11 protein-coding genes are annotated in these 15,494 nt (G+C 70.8%); 6 read left to right on the top strand and 5 right to left on the bottom strand.

All coding sequences use genetic code 11. From position 1 onward, the window contains the following. Positions 1-32 precede the first annotated feature (32 nt). The gene (locus ACFU8Q_RS16710) at positions 33-395 is read right to left on the bottom strand and encodes an ATP-binding protein (RefSeq protein ID WP_384453827.1); all 363 of its coding nucleotides are present in this window, start codon (positions 393-395) and stop codon (positions 33-35) included. Between the two features lie 353 nt (positions 396-748). On the opposite strand from ACFU8Q_RS16710, the gene ACFU8Q_RS16705 reads away from it, so the two are divergent. The 3 genes from ACFU8Q_RS16705 (at position 749) to ACFU8Q_RS16695 (ending at position 2,101) form a co-directional block, all read left to right on the top strand. Then, entirely contained in the window at positions 749-1,183 is a 435-nt protein-coding gene (locus ACFU8Q_RS16705) for a ribonuclease domain-containing protein (protein WP_384453795.1), read from the top strand. 91 nt (positions 1,184-1,274) lie between these two features. Continuing rightward, positions 1,275-1,661 carry a barstar family protein gene (locus ACFU8Q_RS16700; RefSeq protein WP_384453792.1) on the top strand — a complete coding sequence of 129 codons (387 nt, stop codon included), beginning with the start codon at positions 1,275-1,277 and terminating at the stop codon, positions 1,659-1,661. Between the two features lie 68 nt (positions 1,662-1,729). Then, positions 1,730-2,101 carry a glycoside hydrolase family 38 C-terminal domain-containing protein gene (locus ACFU8Q_RS16695; RefSeq protein WP_384453790.1) on the top strand — a complete coding sequence of 124 codons (372 nt, stop codon included), beginning with the start codon at positions 1,730-1,732 and terminating at the stop codon, positions 2,099-2,101. A 112-nt stretch (positions 2,102-2,213) separates the two neighbouring features. Here the strand turns inward: ACFU8Q_RS16695 and ACFU8Q_RS16690 are convergent, their stop codons facing one another. The 3 genes from ACFU8Q_RS16690 to ACFU8Q_RS16680 all read right to left on the bottom strand — a co-directional run bounded on the left by ACFU8Q_RS16690 (position 2,214) and on the right by ACFU8Q_RS16680 (position 9,303). Then, positions 2,214-3,956, bottom strand: coding sequence for a pyruvate dehydrogenase (locus ACFU8Q_RS16690; protein ID WP_384453787.1), 1,743 nt, complete (start codon positions 3,954-3,956; stop codon positions 2,214-2,216). 65 nt (positions 3,957-4,021) lie between these two features. Continuing rightward, the gene (locus ACFU8Q_RS16685) at positions 4,022-5,410 is read right to left on the bottom strand and encodes a protein phosphatase 2C domain-containing protein (protein WP_384453784.1); all 1,389 of its coding nucleotides are present in this window, start codon (positions 5,408-5,410) and stop codon (positions 4,022-4,024) included. Between the two features lie 128 nt (positions 5,411-5,538). Then, positions 5,539-9,303, bottom strand: coding sequence for a S8 family serine peptidase (locus tag ACFU8Q_RS16680; protein ID WP_384453781.1), 3,765 nt, complete (start codon positions 9,301-9,303; stop codon positions 5,539-5,541). 210 nt (positions 9,304-9,513) lie between these two features. Between ACFU8Q_RS16680 and ACFU8Q_RS16675 the strand changes: the two genes are divergently transcribed. The 3 genes from ACFU8Q_RS16675 (at position 9,514) to ACFU8Q_RS16665 (ending at position 13,699) form a co-directional block, all read left to right on the top strand. After that, positions 9,514-10,503: a helix-turn-helix domain-containing protein gene (locus ACFU8Q_RS16675; RefSeq protein ID WP_384453778.1), complete on the top strand. Its 990-nt coding sequence runs from the start codon at positions 9,514-9,516 to the stop codon at positions 10,501-10,503. Between the two features lie 166 nt (positions 10,504-10,669). Next, positions 10,670-11,152: a DUF456 domain-containing protein gene (locus ACFU8Q_RS16670; protein WP_384453775.1), complete on the top strand. Its 483-nt coding sequence runs from the start codon at positions 10,670-10,672 to the stop codon at positions 11,150-11,152. A 159-nt stretch (positions 11,153-11,311) separates the two neighbouring features. Further along, complete coding sequence (locus tag ACFU8Q_RS16665; protein ID WP_384453772.1) at positions 11,312-13,699, top strand: glycoside hydrolase family 95-like protein; 2,388 nt, start codon at positions 11,312-11,314, stop codon at positions 13,697-13,699. Between the two features lie 255 nt (positions 13,700-13,954). Here the strand turns inward: ACFU8Q_RS16665 and ACFU8Q_RS16660 are convergent, their stop codons facing one another. Continuing rightward, entirely contained in the window at positions 13,955-15,316 is a 1,362-nt protein-coding gene (locus ACFU8Q_RS16660) for a bifunctional transcriptional activator/DNA repair enzyme AdaA (protein ID WP_384453824.1), read from the bottom strand. Positions 15,317-15,494 lie beyond the last annotated feature (178 nt).

Genomic DNA, 15,494 nt, shown 5'->3' with positions numbered 1-15,494 from the left:
GAGGCCCTGACGGCCCGGTCTTCTCCGGGCTCTCAGGGCCTCTCGCCGTGCAGTTCGAACCAGACGACCTTGCCCAGCGCGTGCGCGCCGACCCCCCAGGCGTCCGCGAGGCTCTCCACCAGGAACAGCCCCCGGCCGTGCGTACCGTCGTCGGCGTCCGGTACGTACGACGGGGGCAGCCCGGACACGAAGTCCCGTACTTCCACCCGCAGTCCGGCGGACGCCACGCTCAATGTGACGACCGCGCCGTGCCGCGTATGGATCAGTGCGTTGGTCACCAGTTCACTGAGCAGGAGCTCCGCCACCTCGGCCGGCTCGGCCCGCCACCGGTAGCGCAAGAACTCCCTTAACGCACAACGCACTTCGCTCACGGCCGCCAGATCGGTATGGGCCAGTCTGCGATGCAGCCGGATCGGCTGCTGTCCCTGCGCCCCGGGCTCGTGAGTCGGCCCGTCCGCCATGGAATCGACCTGTCCCCGACGCTTCATCATTTCCCCCGCCCGCACAGTGAATCGCCCCCTGTTCGCCGTATCGCCGAACGCCTTCGCGGAACATCTCCACGGGGATGCATGCCCCACAGACCGGCCGCCACGCTTGTCGACTCATCAATAAGTGAACAGGCGGACAGGAACGACCCGCCGACCCCGGACACATCGGCGTCACATTTCCGCCCCTCCGGTCAACTTCCAAAAAATTCACATCGATTGGCGTTGACGGCCCCGTGTCTACGCGCGTCATCATGGTGGCTATGCGAATCCCCCCACGGATCACCACGCTCGGTGGCGCTGCCACCCTCCTGTCCGTCCTCTTCGTCGGCGGCTCAGTCGCCACAACCGCCACCGCCGCCTCCCCGGCCGTCACCGCCTCGACCATCACCACCCCGGCCGGCACCACCTCGGTCGGCAGTATCTGTTACTCGGCACTGCCCGCCCAGGCGCACGACACCCTCGACCTGATCGAGGCCGGCGGCCCGTTCCCGTACTCGCAGGACGGCTCCGTGTTCCAGAACCGTGAAGGCGTCCTGCCTGGCCGGAGCACCGGTTACTACCACGAGTACACGGTCATCACCCCCGGCTCCCCGACCCGCGGCGCGCGGCGCATCGTCACGGGTGAAGAGGCGCAGGAGGATTACTACACCGGCGACCACTACGCCACCTTCGACCTGATCGACCAGGGCTGCTGAAGCCCGGCCCCGAACCGATCCGCGCCGTAGCCCCCCACCTGCGGCGCGGATCACGGACGGGTGGAGGCAACCGGACTTGTACCCTCCACCCATGACCGTGACCTATGTGATCGACGGCTCCCGGGTCACCGGCCTGGAGCAGTTCTGGACAGTGATCGGCGAGGCCGTGAACGGTCCCGGCGGGTATTTCGGAAGCAACTTCGACGCGCTCGCGGACTGTCTCAGCGGCGGGATGGGCGCACCGGACGACGACTTCGTCTTCGAGTGGCGGGACCACGCGCTCTCCGCGCAGGCCCTGGGCCATGCGGAGACGGCACGCTATCTGCGGCAGAGTCTGGACCGGGTGCACCCCACCAACAGGCCCGCGGTCCGACGACGGCTGGACGACGCCCTGGCAGGGCGGGGGCCGACCCTGTTCGACCTGCTCGTGGAGACCCTGACGAACGGATTGGGCCCCGGGGGGCTGCGGCTGCTGTGAACCGTCACGATACGCGCCGCGGCCGGTCGGTGAAGCGGATCACCGCTCCACCGGCCGGCCGTTGTCGTGTGTCCTGCGGGTGTCTGCTGGACGGCTCGGCGATTCCGGAACACGCGGTCACGTCGACCGGGTACGCGACCGAATCAGCGGATGGTTCGGCAACCGGCCCGGCACGCGAAGGATTCGTACGCGCCAACGGGCTGCTCCGAGTCGTCGTAGACGGCGACGGATTGATCAGCGCCGTCCGCGATCTCGACGCGGAACGGGACGTACTCGCCCCCGGTCACCGGGCCAATGTCCTTCAACTGCACCCGGATCACTCCAATCGCTTGGATGCCTGGGACATCGGCCGGCGCCACCGCCGCACCCGCACCGATCTCACCGACGCCGACTCCGTCGAACTGGTCGAGGAGGGCCGTTGCGGACCGCTGTCCGGGTGAAACGGTCGTTCGGGGCGTCGGCCTCGCGCAGGTGATCCGGCTGGCCGCGGGCAGCGGAGGGCCGGCCGAACCCCGTCCCGGCTTCCGCACCGTCTTCCGCGCCGGCCTCGGGTCAGGGGCGGGGCACGTTCCGCAGGTTGGACCGGGCCATCTGGACCATCCGGCCCACTCCCCCGTCCAGCACGATCTTGCTGGCGGAGAGCGCGAATCCGGTCACCATGTCCGCGCTGATCTTCGGCGGGATGGACAGCGCGTTGGGGTCGGTGACGACATCGACGAGCGCCGGGCCCTTGTGCTTGAAGGCGTCCTTGAGGGCGCTTTCCAGTTGCTTGGGCTTCTCGACCCGGACGCCGTACGCCCCGGCGGCCCGGGCGATCGCCGCGAAGTCCGGGTTCTTGTTGGCCGTACCGAAGGACGGCAGTCCGGCGACCAGCATCTCCAACTCGACCATGCCGAGAGAGGAGTTGTTGAACACCACGACCTTCACCGGCAGGTCGTACTGCACCAGGGTGAGGAAGTCACCCATCAGCATGGTGAATCCGCCGTCGCCGGACATCGACACCACCTGCCGGCTCCGGTCGATGAACTGGGCGCCGATGGCCTGCGGCAACGCGTTCGCCATCGAGCCGTGACTGAAGGAACCAATGACGCGGCGCTTGCCGTTGGGCGAGAGGTAGCGGGCCGCCCAGACATTGCACATGCCGGTGTCGACGGTGAACACGGCATCGTCGTCGGCCAGTTCGTCCAGTACCGAGGCGACGTACTCCGGGTGGATCGGAATGTGTTTCTCGACCTTGCGGGTGTACGCCTTGACCACGCCCTCCAGCGCGTCGGCGTGCTTCTTCAGCATCCGATCGAGGAACTTGCGGTCGGTCTTGACCTTCACCCGGGGAGTCAGACAGCGAAGTGTCTCGCGGACATCGCCCCAGACCGCCAGATCCAGCTTGGAGCGGCGGCCGAGGTGCTCGGGGCGCACATCGACCTGGACGATCTTCACATCGTTGGGGAGGAAGGCGTTGTACGGGAAGTCGGTGCCGAGCAGGATGAGGAGATCGCACTCGTTGGTCGCCTCGTAGGCAGCGCCGTAGCCGAGCAGCCCGCTCATTCCGACGTCGTAGGGGTTGTCGTACTGGATCCATTCCTTGCCGCGCAGCGCGTGCCCGACCGGGGACTTCACCCGTTCGGCGAACTCCATCACCTCGGCGTGGGCGCCCGCCGTGCCGCTGCCGCAGAACAATGTCACACGTTTCGCCTCGTCGACCATGCGGCAGAGCTTCTCGATCTCCGCGTCACCGGGCCGTACCGTCGGCCGCGAGGTGACCAGGGCGTGCTCGATCGACTTCTCCGGGGCGGGCTGCGAGGCGATGTCTCCCGGCATCGCGACGACGCTGACCCCGCCTCGGCCGATCGCGTGCTGAATGGCCGTCTGGAGCAGCCGCGGCATCTGCTGCGGGTTGGAGATCATCTCGTTGTAGTGGCTGCACTCCTGGAAGAGCAGCTGCGGATGGGTCTCCTGGAAGTAGCCGAGGCCGATCTCGCCCGACGGGATGTGCGAGGCGAGGGCGAGAACGGGCGCCATGGAGCGATGGGCGTCGTAGAGGCCGTTGATGAGGTGCAGGTTGCCGGGGCCGCAGGATCCTGCGCAGGCCGCCAGGGAACCGGTGATCTGGGCCTCGGCTCCGGCGGCGAACGCGGCGGTCTCCTCGTGCCTGACCTGGATCCAGTCGATGGCCGAGTTGCGGCGGATGGCATCGACGACCGGGTTGAGGCTGTCGCCGACGACCCCGTACATGCGCTTGACCCCCGCCCGGACGAGGATGTCGACGAACTGCTCCGACACGTTCTGCTTGGCCATGGGTGCGTAACCTTTCCGCGCTTCGGCTTCCGGACTCCGCATCCATCAACCCATGACGCGCGCGGTTACGCCTCCCAGACCGCGACACTCGTACGGTCGTCGGAGTACCCCTTCACCCTGAGCTGGGAGTCCGCGAGGAAGGCCGCGAGCCCGGGCGCACGGTCGTCGGCCCAGCGTTCGGCCAGCTCCCGGGCCAGGGCTGGTTCGCCGCGCAGTGGTTCGGCGAGACCGGTGCTGCACAGCAGCAGCGTGTCCGCCGGCCGGGCCACCGAGGCCCGGAACCGGAACGGCTCGGCGGGCGGGGGGCCGGATCCGGCAGTGGCTTCGCCGCCGGGTTCCGGAACCTCCGGTTCGAGGTCCTGCCAGATGCCGTCGCGCAACCGGAAGAGCCCGCCGGCGCCGACACCGAAGAAGATCCTGGTACGGCAGTCGGGATCCGCCGACAGCAGGAGGCAGCGCAGCCCCGCGGTGTACTGCTCCGGTTCGAGGCCCAGTTCGGCGGCGCGGGCGCGCAGCTTGCCGTAAGTACGGTCGGTGAGGCGGTGGAGGCCGGATTTGAGGTCGCCGCGGCGGCCGGCCCCTATGTCCTCGGAGAGCCTGGCATGGCTACGGCCCACGGCGCCGCCGATCCAGCGGCAGGCGTCGGCCGCCGCCAGATGCCCCCGCTCGGCGGCGCGGGCCCCGGTGGCGACGGCGACCAGGACGAGCGCGCTCCGGTCGGTGCCGAACCGTACGGTGAGCAGCGCGTCGCGGCGGGGCTCGCCGCGGAACCGCGCGGAGTCCCCGCGCACGGAGGCGGCGCGCAGGGTGTACGTGCCGTACCGGGCGCCGTCGAGCACGGTGTCGGCGACGAGATCGTCGAGCTCCTGGGGGACGGTGGCGGGCAGCGCGGTGGGCTCGGCGTCATAGGTGGGCGGCCGGTCACCCACATGGCCGATCGCGGGCCGCCGGGCGGGCGCGGACGCGGGCTCGGGAGCCTGTGCGGTGCCGTCGGTGACGGGGACATCCGGGGCAACGGCTTTCTCGGCGACCGGCCGCTTGGGCAGAGGTGGCACGGACGCGGACGTTCCGGCGACTACGGCCGGGCGGGACGACTCGGACGCCCCGAACGCCCCGGGCACCCCGGGGCCCTCGGGGCCCTCGCCCGACACGGGCGGCACGGGCGGCACGGGCGGCAGATCCGGTAACGACGGAGGGTCAGGGACGGCCGGTGGCACAGACACCGCGGGCAAACCCGCGGCCGATGCCCCGGCCCCGGCCCCAACCCCGCCCCCGTTCACATCACCCGCGTTCCCCCCGCGCCCGCCCCGGCCCACCGCGTCCGACGCCGAGTCGAAGCGGTCGTCGAGGCTGTCGGCCGCGCCGGTCGCCCCGGTGTCCCTGGCAGTCTCGTCGTACAGCCTGCGCCACCAGTCGTCCTCGTGGGCGGCGGACCTCTCCCCCTGCTGACTCATGCCCTTATTGTCGACCGCACGGGCCGTACGAAAACGGGTCATCCGGAAATAGTGGCCGCACAAAAGAGGTCCGCCGGGCGTCCCCACCCCCCACGGGAAGGACGCCCGGCGAACCGGTCAGGACGTGATCAGCGCACGGCGTACGCGTCGTTCACGGTCTGGATGACGGAGTTGCCGTTGGCGTCCGTCAGTTCGGTCTTCAGGGTGACCGGCTTGCCGGCCGCGCCCGCGTGGTTCACGGTCGCGGTCCACTGGCCGCCCTGCTGTGCGGTGGTGGCCCTGGTCCAGGTCTCGCCGCCGTCGTACGAGTAGGAGACCTCGGCGGCGACCAGCTTGCCGGGCGTGTACCCCGCGTGGCCCGTGACGCTCAGGCCGATCGTCTGACCGTCCTTCGCCGGAAGGGTCTTGAGGCCGTCGGTCTCCAGGTCGTAGCCCGGGAAGAGCAGCGGGATCCCCTGCGAGTAGACGTTCTCGTCCCGCTTCGAGCGGAACTTCCAGGTGGTCTCGGTCTGGGTGGACCGCTTCCACACGGCGGCGGGCTGGCCGAACTTGGCGGTGGTCATGGTGAGTTCGTACGCGGCGTCCCCGGCCGGGACGGTGAACACCCCGGACGGCCAGCCGGACTCGCCGAGCACTTCGCCACCGCTGGTCAGCCGCATGTTGCCGACGTCTCCGAAGGAGCCCTGGAGGCCGGCGTGCTCGGTGTCGCTCCAGAAGCCCGGTGCGACACCGATCAGGTTGTCCTGGCGCTCGGCGGCGAGTTGGACCTTGCCTGCGGCGTCACGCGGAGCGGCCGGGGCCGGGATGCCCCGGTACCAGTTCTCCGTACGCTGCGAGCCCGCCGTGTAGGTGCGCGGCTGGTCGACCATCATCTCGCCCCAGGGGAAGCTGGAGGAGAGGTACCGCACCCAAGCGGTGTCGCCCGCCGAGTAGTACTCGGTGCGCTTGCTGGGGGCGGCGACGTAGTCGTTGACGGCGGAGAACGTCCCGCCGTACGGCCGGTTGATGATCATCATGTCGACGTAGTCCGCCGCGACGCCCATCGCCTCGTAGTTGGCGGCGACCTTGCCGAGCTTGCTGTCGCGGACCTTGTAGGTGCGGTCCGAGGTGACGGGGCCGGTCTCGGGGAACGCGAGGTTGTAGACGAACGGGCTGACCGCGGTGGCCTTCCAGCTCAGCTTGACCGGGCCGTCGCCCAGGGCCGCCTTCAGCGCGTCGGCCTCGTCCGCCTCGATACCGAGCGCGGGCAGCGCCGACGGGGCGTAGCCGACGGTCGGCTTCCAGGGTCCCGCGGAGGGACGGTGAGCGATGACGGCCTTGGCGCCGGCGGCCTTGGCATCGCGTACCTGGGTGTAGATGTAACCGTCGTCGCCGACCTCGACCAGGGCGATCTTTCCGGCGACGCCCGCCGCCTTCAGCTCGTCGGGGGTACCCGTACCGGCGTCGACGAGTGCGGCCTCGCCCGTGCCGTCGAGGTTGGCGGAGCCGGTGCTCGCCGCCCTCGGGTGCAATTCGACGCCGCCGACGACCGAGAGCTTCTCGATCTGCGGGGCGTACGCGCGCCAGAAGCTGGAGAACTCGAAGTCGCCGTCACTCGCCCTGCCCTGCACGTCTGCCAGGTAGTTCTTCACCGCGGAGCCACTGGTGATGGAGCCCGAGTGCAGCCAGACATTGTCCCAGGTGCGGCCGAACGCGAGCGTCGTGGAACGGTTCTCGGAGGCGCGGTCCTCGGTCTTCACCTGGATCCGGTGGGCCTTGCGGGCGTCCAGGACCAGGGTCGTGTCCTTGGTGACGTTCAGCTGGGGCCGCGCGAGGTACGCGATGGACTCGTCCAGATTGCCGGTGGCATCCTTCAGGTCGGGCGAGGTGACGAAGCCGGACACGAAGTACGCGCCGGGGCGCACCTGGTAGACCTGTTCGGTGGCACCCTCGTTGAAGCGGCGCTCGCCGCTGGAGGTGTCGGTGCCGATGACGTCGAGCGAGGAGAAGTCCGCGGCGGCCTTGCCGGTGCGGTCGATGAGCTTGACGCGCAGAGTGACGGTCTCGGCCCCGACGTACAGCGAGAACGGGGTGGAGACCTTGACGCCGCCGGCCCCGGTGGCCAGTACCCGTCCGGTGACGTCACCGTACTGGGCGGCCGTCAGCTTCGCGGTCGGGTCGATCGCCAGCGGAATCTTGACGGTGGCTCCGGCCGGGACGGTGACGGTGTTCGCGTCGAGCTTCGCGACGGAGGAGTGGACGGCCGAGCCGTCGTTGCCGGTGACGCCCTGGACCTTCAGCGACAGCTTCACCGGCTCGGTGCCGGAGTTGGTGTACGGGACCTCGACGGTGGTGCGGTCGCTCTTGTCCTGCGGCCAGTTGAAGGTGCCGGCCTGGACGGCGGGGGCGCCGACGACGGTGGTGTCGATGGCGGCCTTGACGTCGAGACGGCCGCCGCCGGTCTCGCGTACGTCGCCGGGGATGTCGCTCTTCGCGGACGAGACGAGTGCCGCCTTGATCTGCTGGGCGGTCCAGTCCGGGTGACGCTGCTTCACGATGGCTGCGGCGCCCGCGACATGCGGGGTGGCCATCGACGTACCGGACATCGTCTGGTACGCGTAGATGCCGCGGCCACCGGCCGCCGCGGCCGAGATGTTGACGCCGGGCGCGGAGATCTCGGGCTTGAGGGTGTGCGATCCGATCACCGGGCCGCGGCTGGAGAACTGGGCCGTGGTGTCGTCGCGGTCGACGGCGCCGACGGTCAGCACACTCGGGGCGCAGCCGGGCGAGGAGACGGTGTTCAGCGTCGGGCCCGAGTTGCCGGCCGCGATCACGAACAGGGTGCCCTTGTTCTGCGCGAGTTCCTCGGCGGCGACGCTCATCGGGTCGGTGCAGTCGGTCGGCTCCGGGCTGCCGAGGCTCATGGAGACGACGTCGGCCTTCTGGTCGACCGCCCACTGCATGCCGGCGATGATCCAGGACTCGGCGCCGAAGCCGCTGTCATTGAGGACCTTGCCCGCGAGCAGGTCGGCGCCGGGGGCGACGCCCTTCTTCTTGCCGTCGCTGGCCGCGCCGGAGCCGCCGACGGTGGAGATGGTGTGGGTGCCGTGGCCCTGCCGGTCGTCGGTGGTGCTGGAGTCGGTGAAGTTCTTCGAGGCGGCGATCCGGCCCTTGAGGTCGGGGTGTTCGGCATCGGCGCCGGTGTCGAGGACGGCGACCTTGGTGCCCTTGCCGTCGTATCCGGCGGCCCAGGCGAGGTCGGCACCGATCTGCTTGGTCGACTTGTCGAGGGTGGCCTGAACCTTGCGGTCGAGCCAGAGCTTCTTCAGACCGGAGGCCGAGCGGGAACGGGTGTTGGTGACGTCCGACCAGAAGTCGGCGGCCTTCTCCTTGTCCGCCTTGAGGGCGACGCCGTCGATGGCGTCCAGCGCGAGTCCGCGCGCGGCGCCGCGCGGGGTGGCGAACGTGGAGCGGGCCTGGTCCTTGCCGTAGACCGCGATCAGCGGCAGCGACTTGGTGTGCGCGTCGTCGTAGCCCTGCCGGATGAGGCCGGTGACGTTGAAGAGCTCCTCGTCGACCCTGCCCCCGGCGAGCGCGGCGGCCGCGGTGTCGGGGTAGACGTAGAGGTCCTTGCCGGACTGCCTGGTCTGTACCAGGGGGACGGTTCCGTCCTCGCGGGGCAGTGCGGTGACCGAGGCGGCCCCCGAACTGTCCGTGCTCACCAGAACCTTGTCGCCGGTCACCAGAGTGACGGTGACCGGTTTGGCCGCGTTGGCGACGGCAGCAGCACTGCCGGTCAGCGGTCTCTTCGCGCTCGTATCGTCCTGCGGCGCTGCCGCGGACGGTGCGATCGCGGTGACGGCCAGGACGGCGGCGGTGGCCGCTCCCAGTGCCGTACGCGATATCGGACGCATCGCTCTCCCCAAGTAAAACCGGAACACCTCTGAACAGACCGTGGGATTCCGGATGTTGTCGGTACTGCGGTGGCGCCACATTGGCAGAGCGAACGGCGATGAAGGGATGATGTACAGGGCGGGTTTACGCCGTGGCCGTTTTCCGCCACGACCGGGCGCCCGACGACAGCGCCATCGTGCGGAATCAATGCGTCCGGGAGGGGTCCGGGGATGCTGGGAGCCATAGGTCTCGACGAGATACAGGAGTCGGCGTACCGCGCGCTCGTGACGGTGGGAGCCGCGGAGGTCTCCGATCTCGCGCACCGGCTGGCTCTTCCCGAGTCGGACACCGAGCGGGCGTTGCGCAGGCTGGAACAGCACGGGCTGGCCGCGCAGGCGTCGTCCCGCACGGGCCGTTGGGTGGCCGCGCCGCCCGGGGTGGCACTGGGGGCGCTGCTGACCCAGCAGCGCCATGAGCTGGAGCAGGCGGAGCTGACGGCGGCGCTGCTCGCCGAGGAGTACCGGGCGGAGGCCACCGAGCCGGCCGTGCACGATCTGGTCGAAGTGGTGACGGGCGCGAGCGCGGTGGCGCACCGCTTCCACCAGTTGCAGCTGGGGGCGACGAGCGAGGTGTGCGCCCTGGTCACCGGCAAGCCGATCGCGGTGAGCGGAATGGAGAACGAGGCCGAGGAGCAGGCCGCCACGCGCGGGGTGTCGTTCCGGGTGGTCATCGAACGCGAGGTGCTGTCGCTGCCGTCCGGGATTCTGGAACTGTCGGCCGCGCTGAGCCGTGACGAGCGGTGCCGGGTCGTCGACCGGGTGCCCACCAAGCTGGTCGTCGCCGACGGCGCCCTGGCGATGGTGCCGCTGACCAGACGGGGCGCCGAGCCGGCGGCGCTGGTGGTGCATGCCTCCGGGCTGCTGGAGTCGCTGATGGGGCTCTTCGAGGCGGTGTGGCGCGAGGCCATGCCGCTCAGGCTCGGGGAGAGCGGCCGACTGGAGGAGATGTCCACCGGGCCCGATCCGACGGACCTGGAGATCCTGTCGCTGCTGCTGGCCGGGCTGACGGACGCGAGCGTGGCGAAGCAGCTGGAGCTGGGGCTGCGGACCGTGCAGCGGCGGGTGAAGGGGCTGATGGAGCTGACCGGGGTGTCGACCCGGCTGCAATTGGGCTGGCACGCGTACGAACGGGGCTGGGTGTCCCGGGAGGCGCGGACCTGAGCCGGCACTTCTCCCGGCAGGCTTCGTCCCGTCACGGCACCAGGCACCGCCGGCTGCCCCGGCACGGGGTTCGCGCCGCGCCGTTACGGCTCTGAGCTGCGTCGACGGCCGATGCCCGGGGCCGCGCTGACGGGCGGGACCGGCCGGACTCCGGCACGCTGGTCAGATGGGTGTGTGGCAACTCGTCGCCGTCGGCCTGGTCATGTTTCTCGGCCTGGTCGGTGTGCTGGTGCCGGGGGTTCCGGGGCAGGCGATCGTCTGGGCCGCCGTGCTGTGGTGGGCGCTGACCGACATGACTCCGGCCGCCTGGGGCGTACTCATCGGGGCCACGGCCCTTCTGCTGGTGAACCAGGCGCTGAAGCCGTTGCTGCCGCCTCGCCGACCCCGTGAGTCGGGGGCGCCGCGCAAGACGCTGATGCTGGGCGGGATCGGCGGGATCGTGGGCTTCTTCGTGGTGCCGGTGGTGGGCGGGATCGTCGGCTACGTGGGGATGATCTACGGGGCGGAGCGGTTGCGGCTCGGCAGCAGCGGGGCGGGGTGGGCGTCGGTCCGCTCGGTGATGCGGGCGACCGGCTACGCGGTGCTCGTCGAGCTCTTCGCGTGTCTGCTGGTGACGGGGGCCTGGCTGGCCACGGTGATCTGGAGCTGACCGCGTCCCCCTGAACAACCAGGTGGATCCTGTACAGATAGACGGAAGTACATCGGATGTCTCCCTCGCTATTGACGCAAGGATGCCCCGTGCCTACCTTCCCTGAAGGAATAGCTCGGATGAATTGTTGTGCCTGCATATGAGTCGCCAGGAGACACCTTGCCCCCAGCACCGGACCCCTCCCGCCCGTCCCGGAACGAAGCCCGGACCCCTTCCCGAAGAAGCGTTCTCGCCACCGGCAGTGCGATCGGCGGCGCGCTCGTGGTGGGCGGCGCGACGGCCGTCCCCGCCCGGGCGGCCACCCCCGGCGCCCCGGCGCCCACCGCCCCGGCCTCCGTCACCGTCCGCTCCCCCGACGACGCCTGGCGCACGGTTCTGGACGACGCCGACCTGCTCTGGCAGAAGCTCCCGAAGACCTGGTACGAGGGCCCGTATCTGGGCAACGGCCGCCTCGGCTCCGGCATCTACGCCGAACCCGGCGCCACCACCACGGCCATCCGCTTCAACGTCCAGCACTCCGAGGTCCAGGACCACCGCCCCGAGTTCGGCTCCCTCTTCGGCCTCGCCCGCCTCCCGATCGGCCATTTCACCCTGGAACCGGCCGGCACCATCACGGGCATCGAGTGGTGGATGCGACTGTGCACCGCCGAACTCGAAGGCACGATCACCACCACCGAGGGCACCCTGAAGCTCCGGGCCTTCGTCCACTCCTCCAGCGACCTGCTGGCCGTGGAGGTCACCCCGAGCGCGGGCGAGCGGGACTTCCGCTGGGTCTTCCACCCCGCCGACGCGATCAGCCCGAGGGCCGCATTCAAGCCCCTGCCGGACGGCTACACCGGCAACCCGCCCGCGGTGACCGAACAGCACGCCGGGACCACCGCCGCCGTCCAGCCGCTGCTCGCGGGCGGCCACCACGTCACCGCCTGGCGCGAGCGCACCAGGGGCACGGCCCGCACCCTGTACGTCACGGTCGCGCACTCCCACCCCACGACCACGGCCCGCGACCGTGCGCTGCGCACCGTCAAGACCGCTTCCGCGCTCCCGTACGGTCCGCTGGCCGCGCCCCATCGCACCTGGTGGGACCGGTTCTACCGGAAGAGCTTCCTGTCCCTGCCCGACGCCCGGCTGCAGCGCTTCTACTGGATCCAGCTGTACAAAACGGCGTCGGCGGCCCGCAAGGACGCGCCCGTGATGGCCACCTCCGGCCCCTGGCTGGAGCCCACGCCCTGGCCGAACACCTGGTGGAACCTCAACGTCCAGCTGGAGTACTGGCTGATCCACGGCTCCAACCACCTGGAGCTGGACGCCGTCACCCGCGCCCTGAGCGAGTTCCGCGACCAGCTCTCCCGCGAGGTCGCCGCCCCCTACCGGGCGGACTCGGCCGGCATGCCGCGCACCACCGACCCCCAGCTGGTCAACGGAGCGTCGGTCCCCGACGGCGGCTTCGGCGTCGGCATCCCCGGCCAGGACCCGCCCACCCCCGAGGTCGGCAATCTGACCTGGGCGCTGCACAACGTATGGCTCTCCTACCGCCACACCATGGACGAGTCGATCCTGCGCGACACCCTCTTCCCCCTGCTGCGCAAGGCCGTCAACTACTACCTGCACTTCCTGACGCCCGGCGCGGACGGAAAGCTGCATCTCCCGGCGACGTTCTCCCCCGAGTACGGCGTGAACGCGCCCGACTGCAACTACGACCTGATGCTGCTGCGCTGGGGCTGTCGCACCCTGCTGGACTCGGCGCGGGAGCTCGGCGTCCACGACCCGCTGACCGCCCGCTGGCAGGAGGTCCTGGCCAGGCTCGCGCCGTACCCGGTCGACGCGAACGGCTTCATGATCGGCGCCGGGGTGCCGTTCGCGCAGTCGCACCGCCACTACTCGCACATGCTCGCGGTCTACCCGCTGTACGAGCTGACGGGTGCGACACCCGACGAACGCGCCCTGATCGAGAGGTCCCTCGCCCACTGGGTGGGCTTCGAAGGCGCCCTGCAGGGCTACACCTTCACCGGCGCCGCGTCGATGTCCGCGCTGCTCGGCAAGGGCGAGGACGCGCTCAAGTATCTCGGGCAGCTGATGAGCCGGTTCATCCAGGCGAACACCATGTACAAGGAGTCGGGCCCGGTCATCGAGACCCCGCTCTCGGCGGCCCAGTCGCTGCACGACATGGTGTGCCAGTCGTGGGGCGGCACGATCAGGGTCTTCCCGGCTCTGCCCGCCGCCTGGCGGGACCTGACCGTCCATGACTTCCGCACCCAGGGCGCGTTCCTGCTGAGCGCGGTACGCGAAGAGGGCCGGACCCGCTGGGTACGGGTGACCAGCGAGGCGGGCGCGCCGTGCGTCGTACGCCATGGCATCGAGGGTGCCGTCGAGATCCGCGACCGGCACGGACGCCCGCTGGAGCACGAGGAGTTGGCCGACGGTACGGTACGCATCCGCCTGCGCAAGGGCGACTCGGCGCTGATCACGGCCAAGGGCGACCGCCCGGACCTGACCATCCGCCCGGTCACGGCGAACGATCCCGCACCGCGCTGGGGCCTGCCCGCCTGAGCCCCGTCACCGACCTCCGAGGACGGAACGCCCAGAGTCTTTCGATTGGATCAGGCCGGATCAGGGAGCGGCCCGCCGCGGAGCGGCTGACGTCACCGCGGTGCCGTGCATCGCAACGCGGAGGAAGGAGCCATGGCGGAGCCGCTGGGGTCTCCCCTGCTCCGAGCGGAGCCGCGAGGTCGGGGAAGACTGACGACGACGCCGCGAGGCGCGGTGCCGGGGCACGCGAGCCCGGCGTGATCCGGACGAGAGGCCCTAGGGCAGGCCCAAGAGGCTCAGGTGGCGCGCGGCGTACGAACGCCACGGCCGCCACCGCTCCGACCCGGGCCTGCCCTCCGGGTCCACGTCGGGGTCGCCGAGCGCCCGCATCCTGATGAGTGCCGCCGCTGCCGGGCCGATCCCCGGCAGCCGCAGCAGTGCCTGCTCGGCCTCGTCGCGGTCGGCCCCGGCGTCGAGCCGTACGTCCCCGTCGGCGAGCGCGGCCGCCAGCGCCCGGAGCGCCGGGGCGTCCACCACGCCGGCCAGCGCCCCCGGCTCGGGGAACACATGCGTGAGCCCTCCGCAGGGAACGTCGAGGACCTTCCCGTACGCCTCCACGAGCCGCTCCGCCCCGGACCTGCCCACCAACGTCCGTACGGCGAACTCCTCCGGGTCGGCGGCGCCCGGCGAACGCAGCCCGGGGCGGGCGGCGACGCCCGGTGCCAGGCGCGGGACGGCGCCGAGCCGCTCGTCGACGGCGTACGGATCGGCGTCCAGGTCGAAGAGGCGCCGCAGCCGCTGCACGGCCGTCGTCAGATCCCGCAGGTCCGTGAGGTGGATCCGGGCGTCCAGCCAGGACCCGGCGGACCGCTCGTCGACAGCCACGATGCCCGTCCCGTACGGCAGCCGCAGAGTGCGCCGGTAGGTCCGCGTGCCCGGCTCGCCGCTGACCTCCTCGATCCGGGCGACCGTCTCGCCGGCCAGCAGATCGAAGGCCTCGCGGGCCGCGTACGGCCCCCGGTGGGCCAGCCGCAGCGGGACGCCGGTGGTCCGCGCCTCCCGTACCGCCGCTCCCAGCCCCGTACCGGCCTCGGCCCGCAGGGCGCTGGGCGTACGGGCGTAGATCTGCCGGATCGTGTCGTTGAACTGGCGCACGCTGGCGAATCCGGACGCGAAGGCGATCTCGGTCACGGGCAGCGTGGTCGTCTGGAGCAGCACCCGTGCGGTGTGGGCCCGTTGGGCGCGAGCGAGCGCGACGGGCCCGGCTCCCAGTTCCGCGTTGAGCTGCCGCTGCACCTGGCGTGAGCTGTAGCCGAGCCGGTGGGCGAGACCGGGCACGCCCTCCCGGTCGACGACGCCGTCGCCGATCATCCGCATGGCGCGGCCCACGACATCGGCCCGTACGTTCCAGTCGGCGGAGCCGGGCACGGCGTCCGGGCGGCAGCGCCTGCATGCCCGGAAGCCGTTGCCCTGCGCGGCGGCCGCGGTCGGGAAGAACCGCACGTTCTTCCGCTTGGGGGTGACGGCGGGGCAGCTCGGCCGGCAATAGATTCCGGTCGTTTCGACGGCGAAGAAGAACTCCCCGTCGAAACGGGCATCGCGGCTGCTCACCGCCTCGTACCTGGTCTGTTCGTCCATCACACCGTCCAGTGTGCGGCACCTCCCGGTACCGCACTCGCGGTTTTCGGACGTCGACCAGGTCCACAGCGGACCCGTCGGCGGCGGCGACCGCAGCCGACCCCCCGTCGCGGCCAAGGGCGCCCCGCCCCCCGCCCCCCTGGGCGTCCAATAACCCCGCCATTAGGACCCCCCCCCG

This window comes from Streptomyces sp. NPDC057543, assembly GCF_042801895.1.
Lineage (GTDB): Bacteria > Actinomycetota > Actinomycetes > Streptomycetales > Streptomycetaceae > Streptomyces.
The sequence above is the reverse complement of the archived record's forward strand: the minus strand, read 5'-3'. Positions and strand labels throughout refer to the sequence as shown.

Bases quoted from the DNA above. Each gene is read 5' to 3' on its own strand.
- ACFU8Q_RS16705 (WP_384453795.1), top strand. From the start codon at position 749: ATGCGAATCCCCCCACGGATCACCACGCTCGGTGGCGCTGCCACCCTC.
- ACFU8Q_RS16700 (WP_384453792.1), top strand. From the start codon at position 1,275: ATGACCGTGACCTATGTGATCGACGGCTCCCGGGTCACCGGCCTGGAG.
- ACFU8Q_RS16690 (WP_384453787.1), bottom strand. From the start codon at position 3,956: ATGGCCAAGCAGAACGTGTCGGAGCAGTTCGTCGACATCCTCGTCCGG.
- ACFU8Q_RS16685 (WP_384453784.1), bottom strand. From the start codon at position 5,410: ATGAGTCAGCAGGGGGAGAGGTCCGCCGCCCACGAGGACGACTGGTGG.
- ACFU8Q_RS16680 (WP_384453781.1), bottom strand. From the start codon at position 9,303: ATGCGTCCGATATCGCGTACGGCACTGGGAGCGGCCACCGCCGCCGTC.
- ACFU8Q_RS16675 (WP_384453778.1), top strand. From the start codon at position 9,514: ATGCTGGGAGCCATAGGTCTCGACGAGATACAGGAGTCGGCGTACCGC.
- ACFU8Q_RS16670 (WP_384453775.1), top strand. From the start codon at position 10,670: ATGGGTGTGTGGCAACTCGTCGCCGTCGGCCTGGTCATGTTTCTCGGC.
- ACFU8Q_RS16660 (WP_384453824.1), bottom strand. From the start codon at position 15,316: ATGGACGAACAGACCAGGTACGAGGCGGTGAGCAGCCGCGATGCCCGT.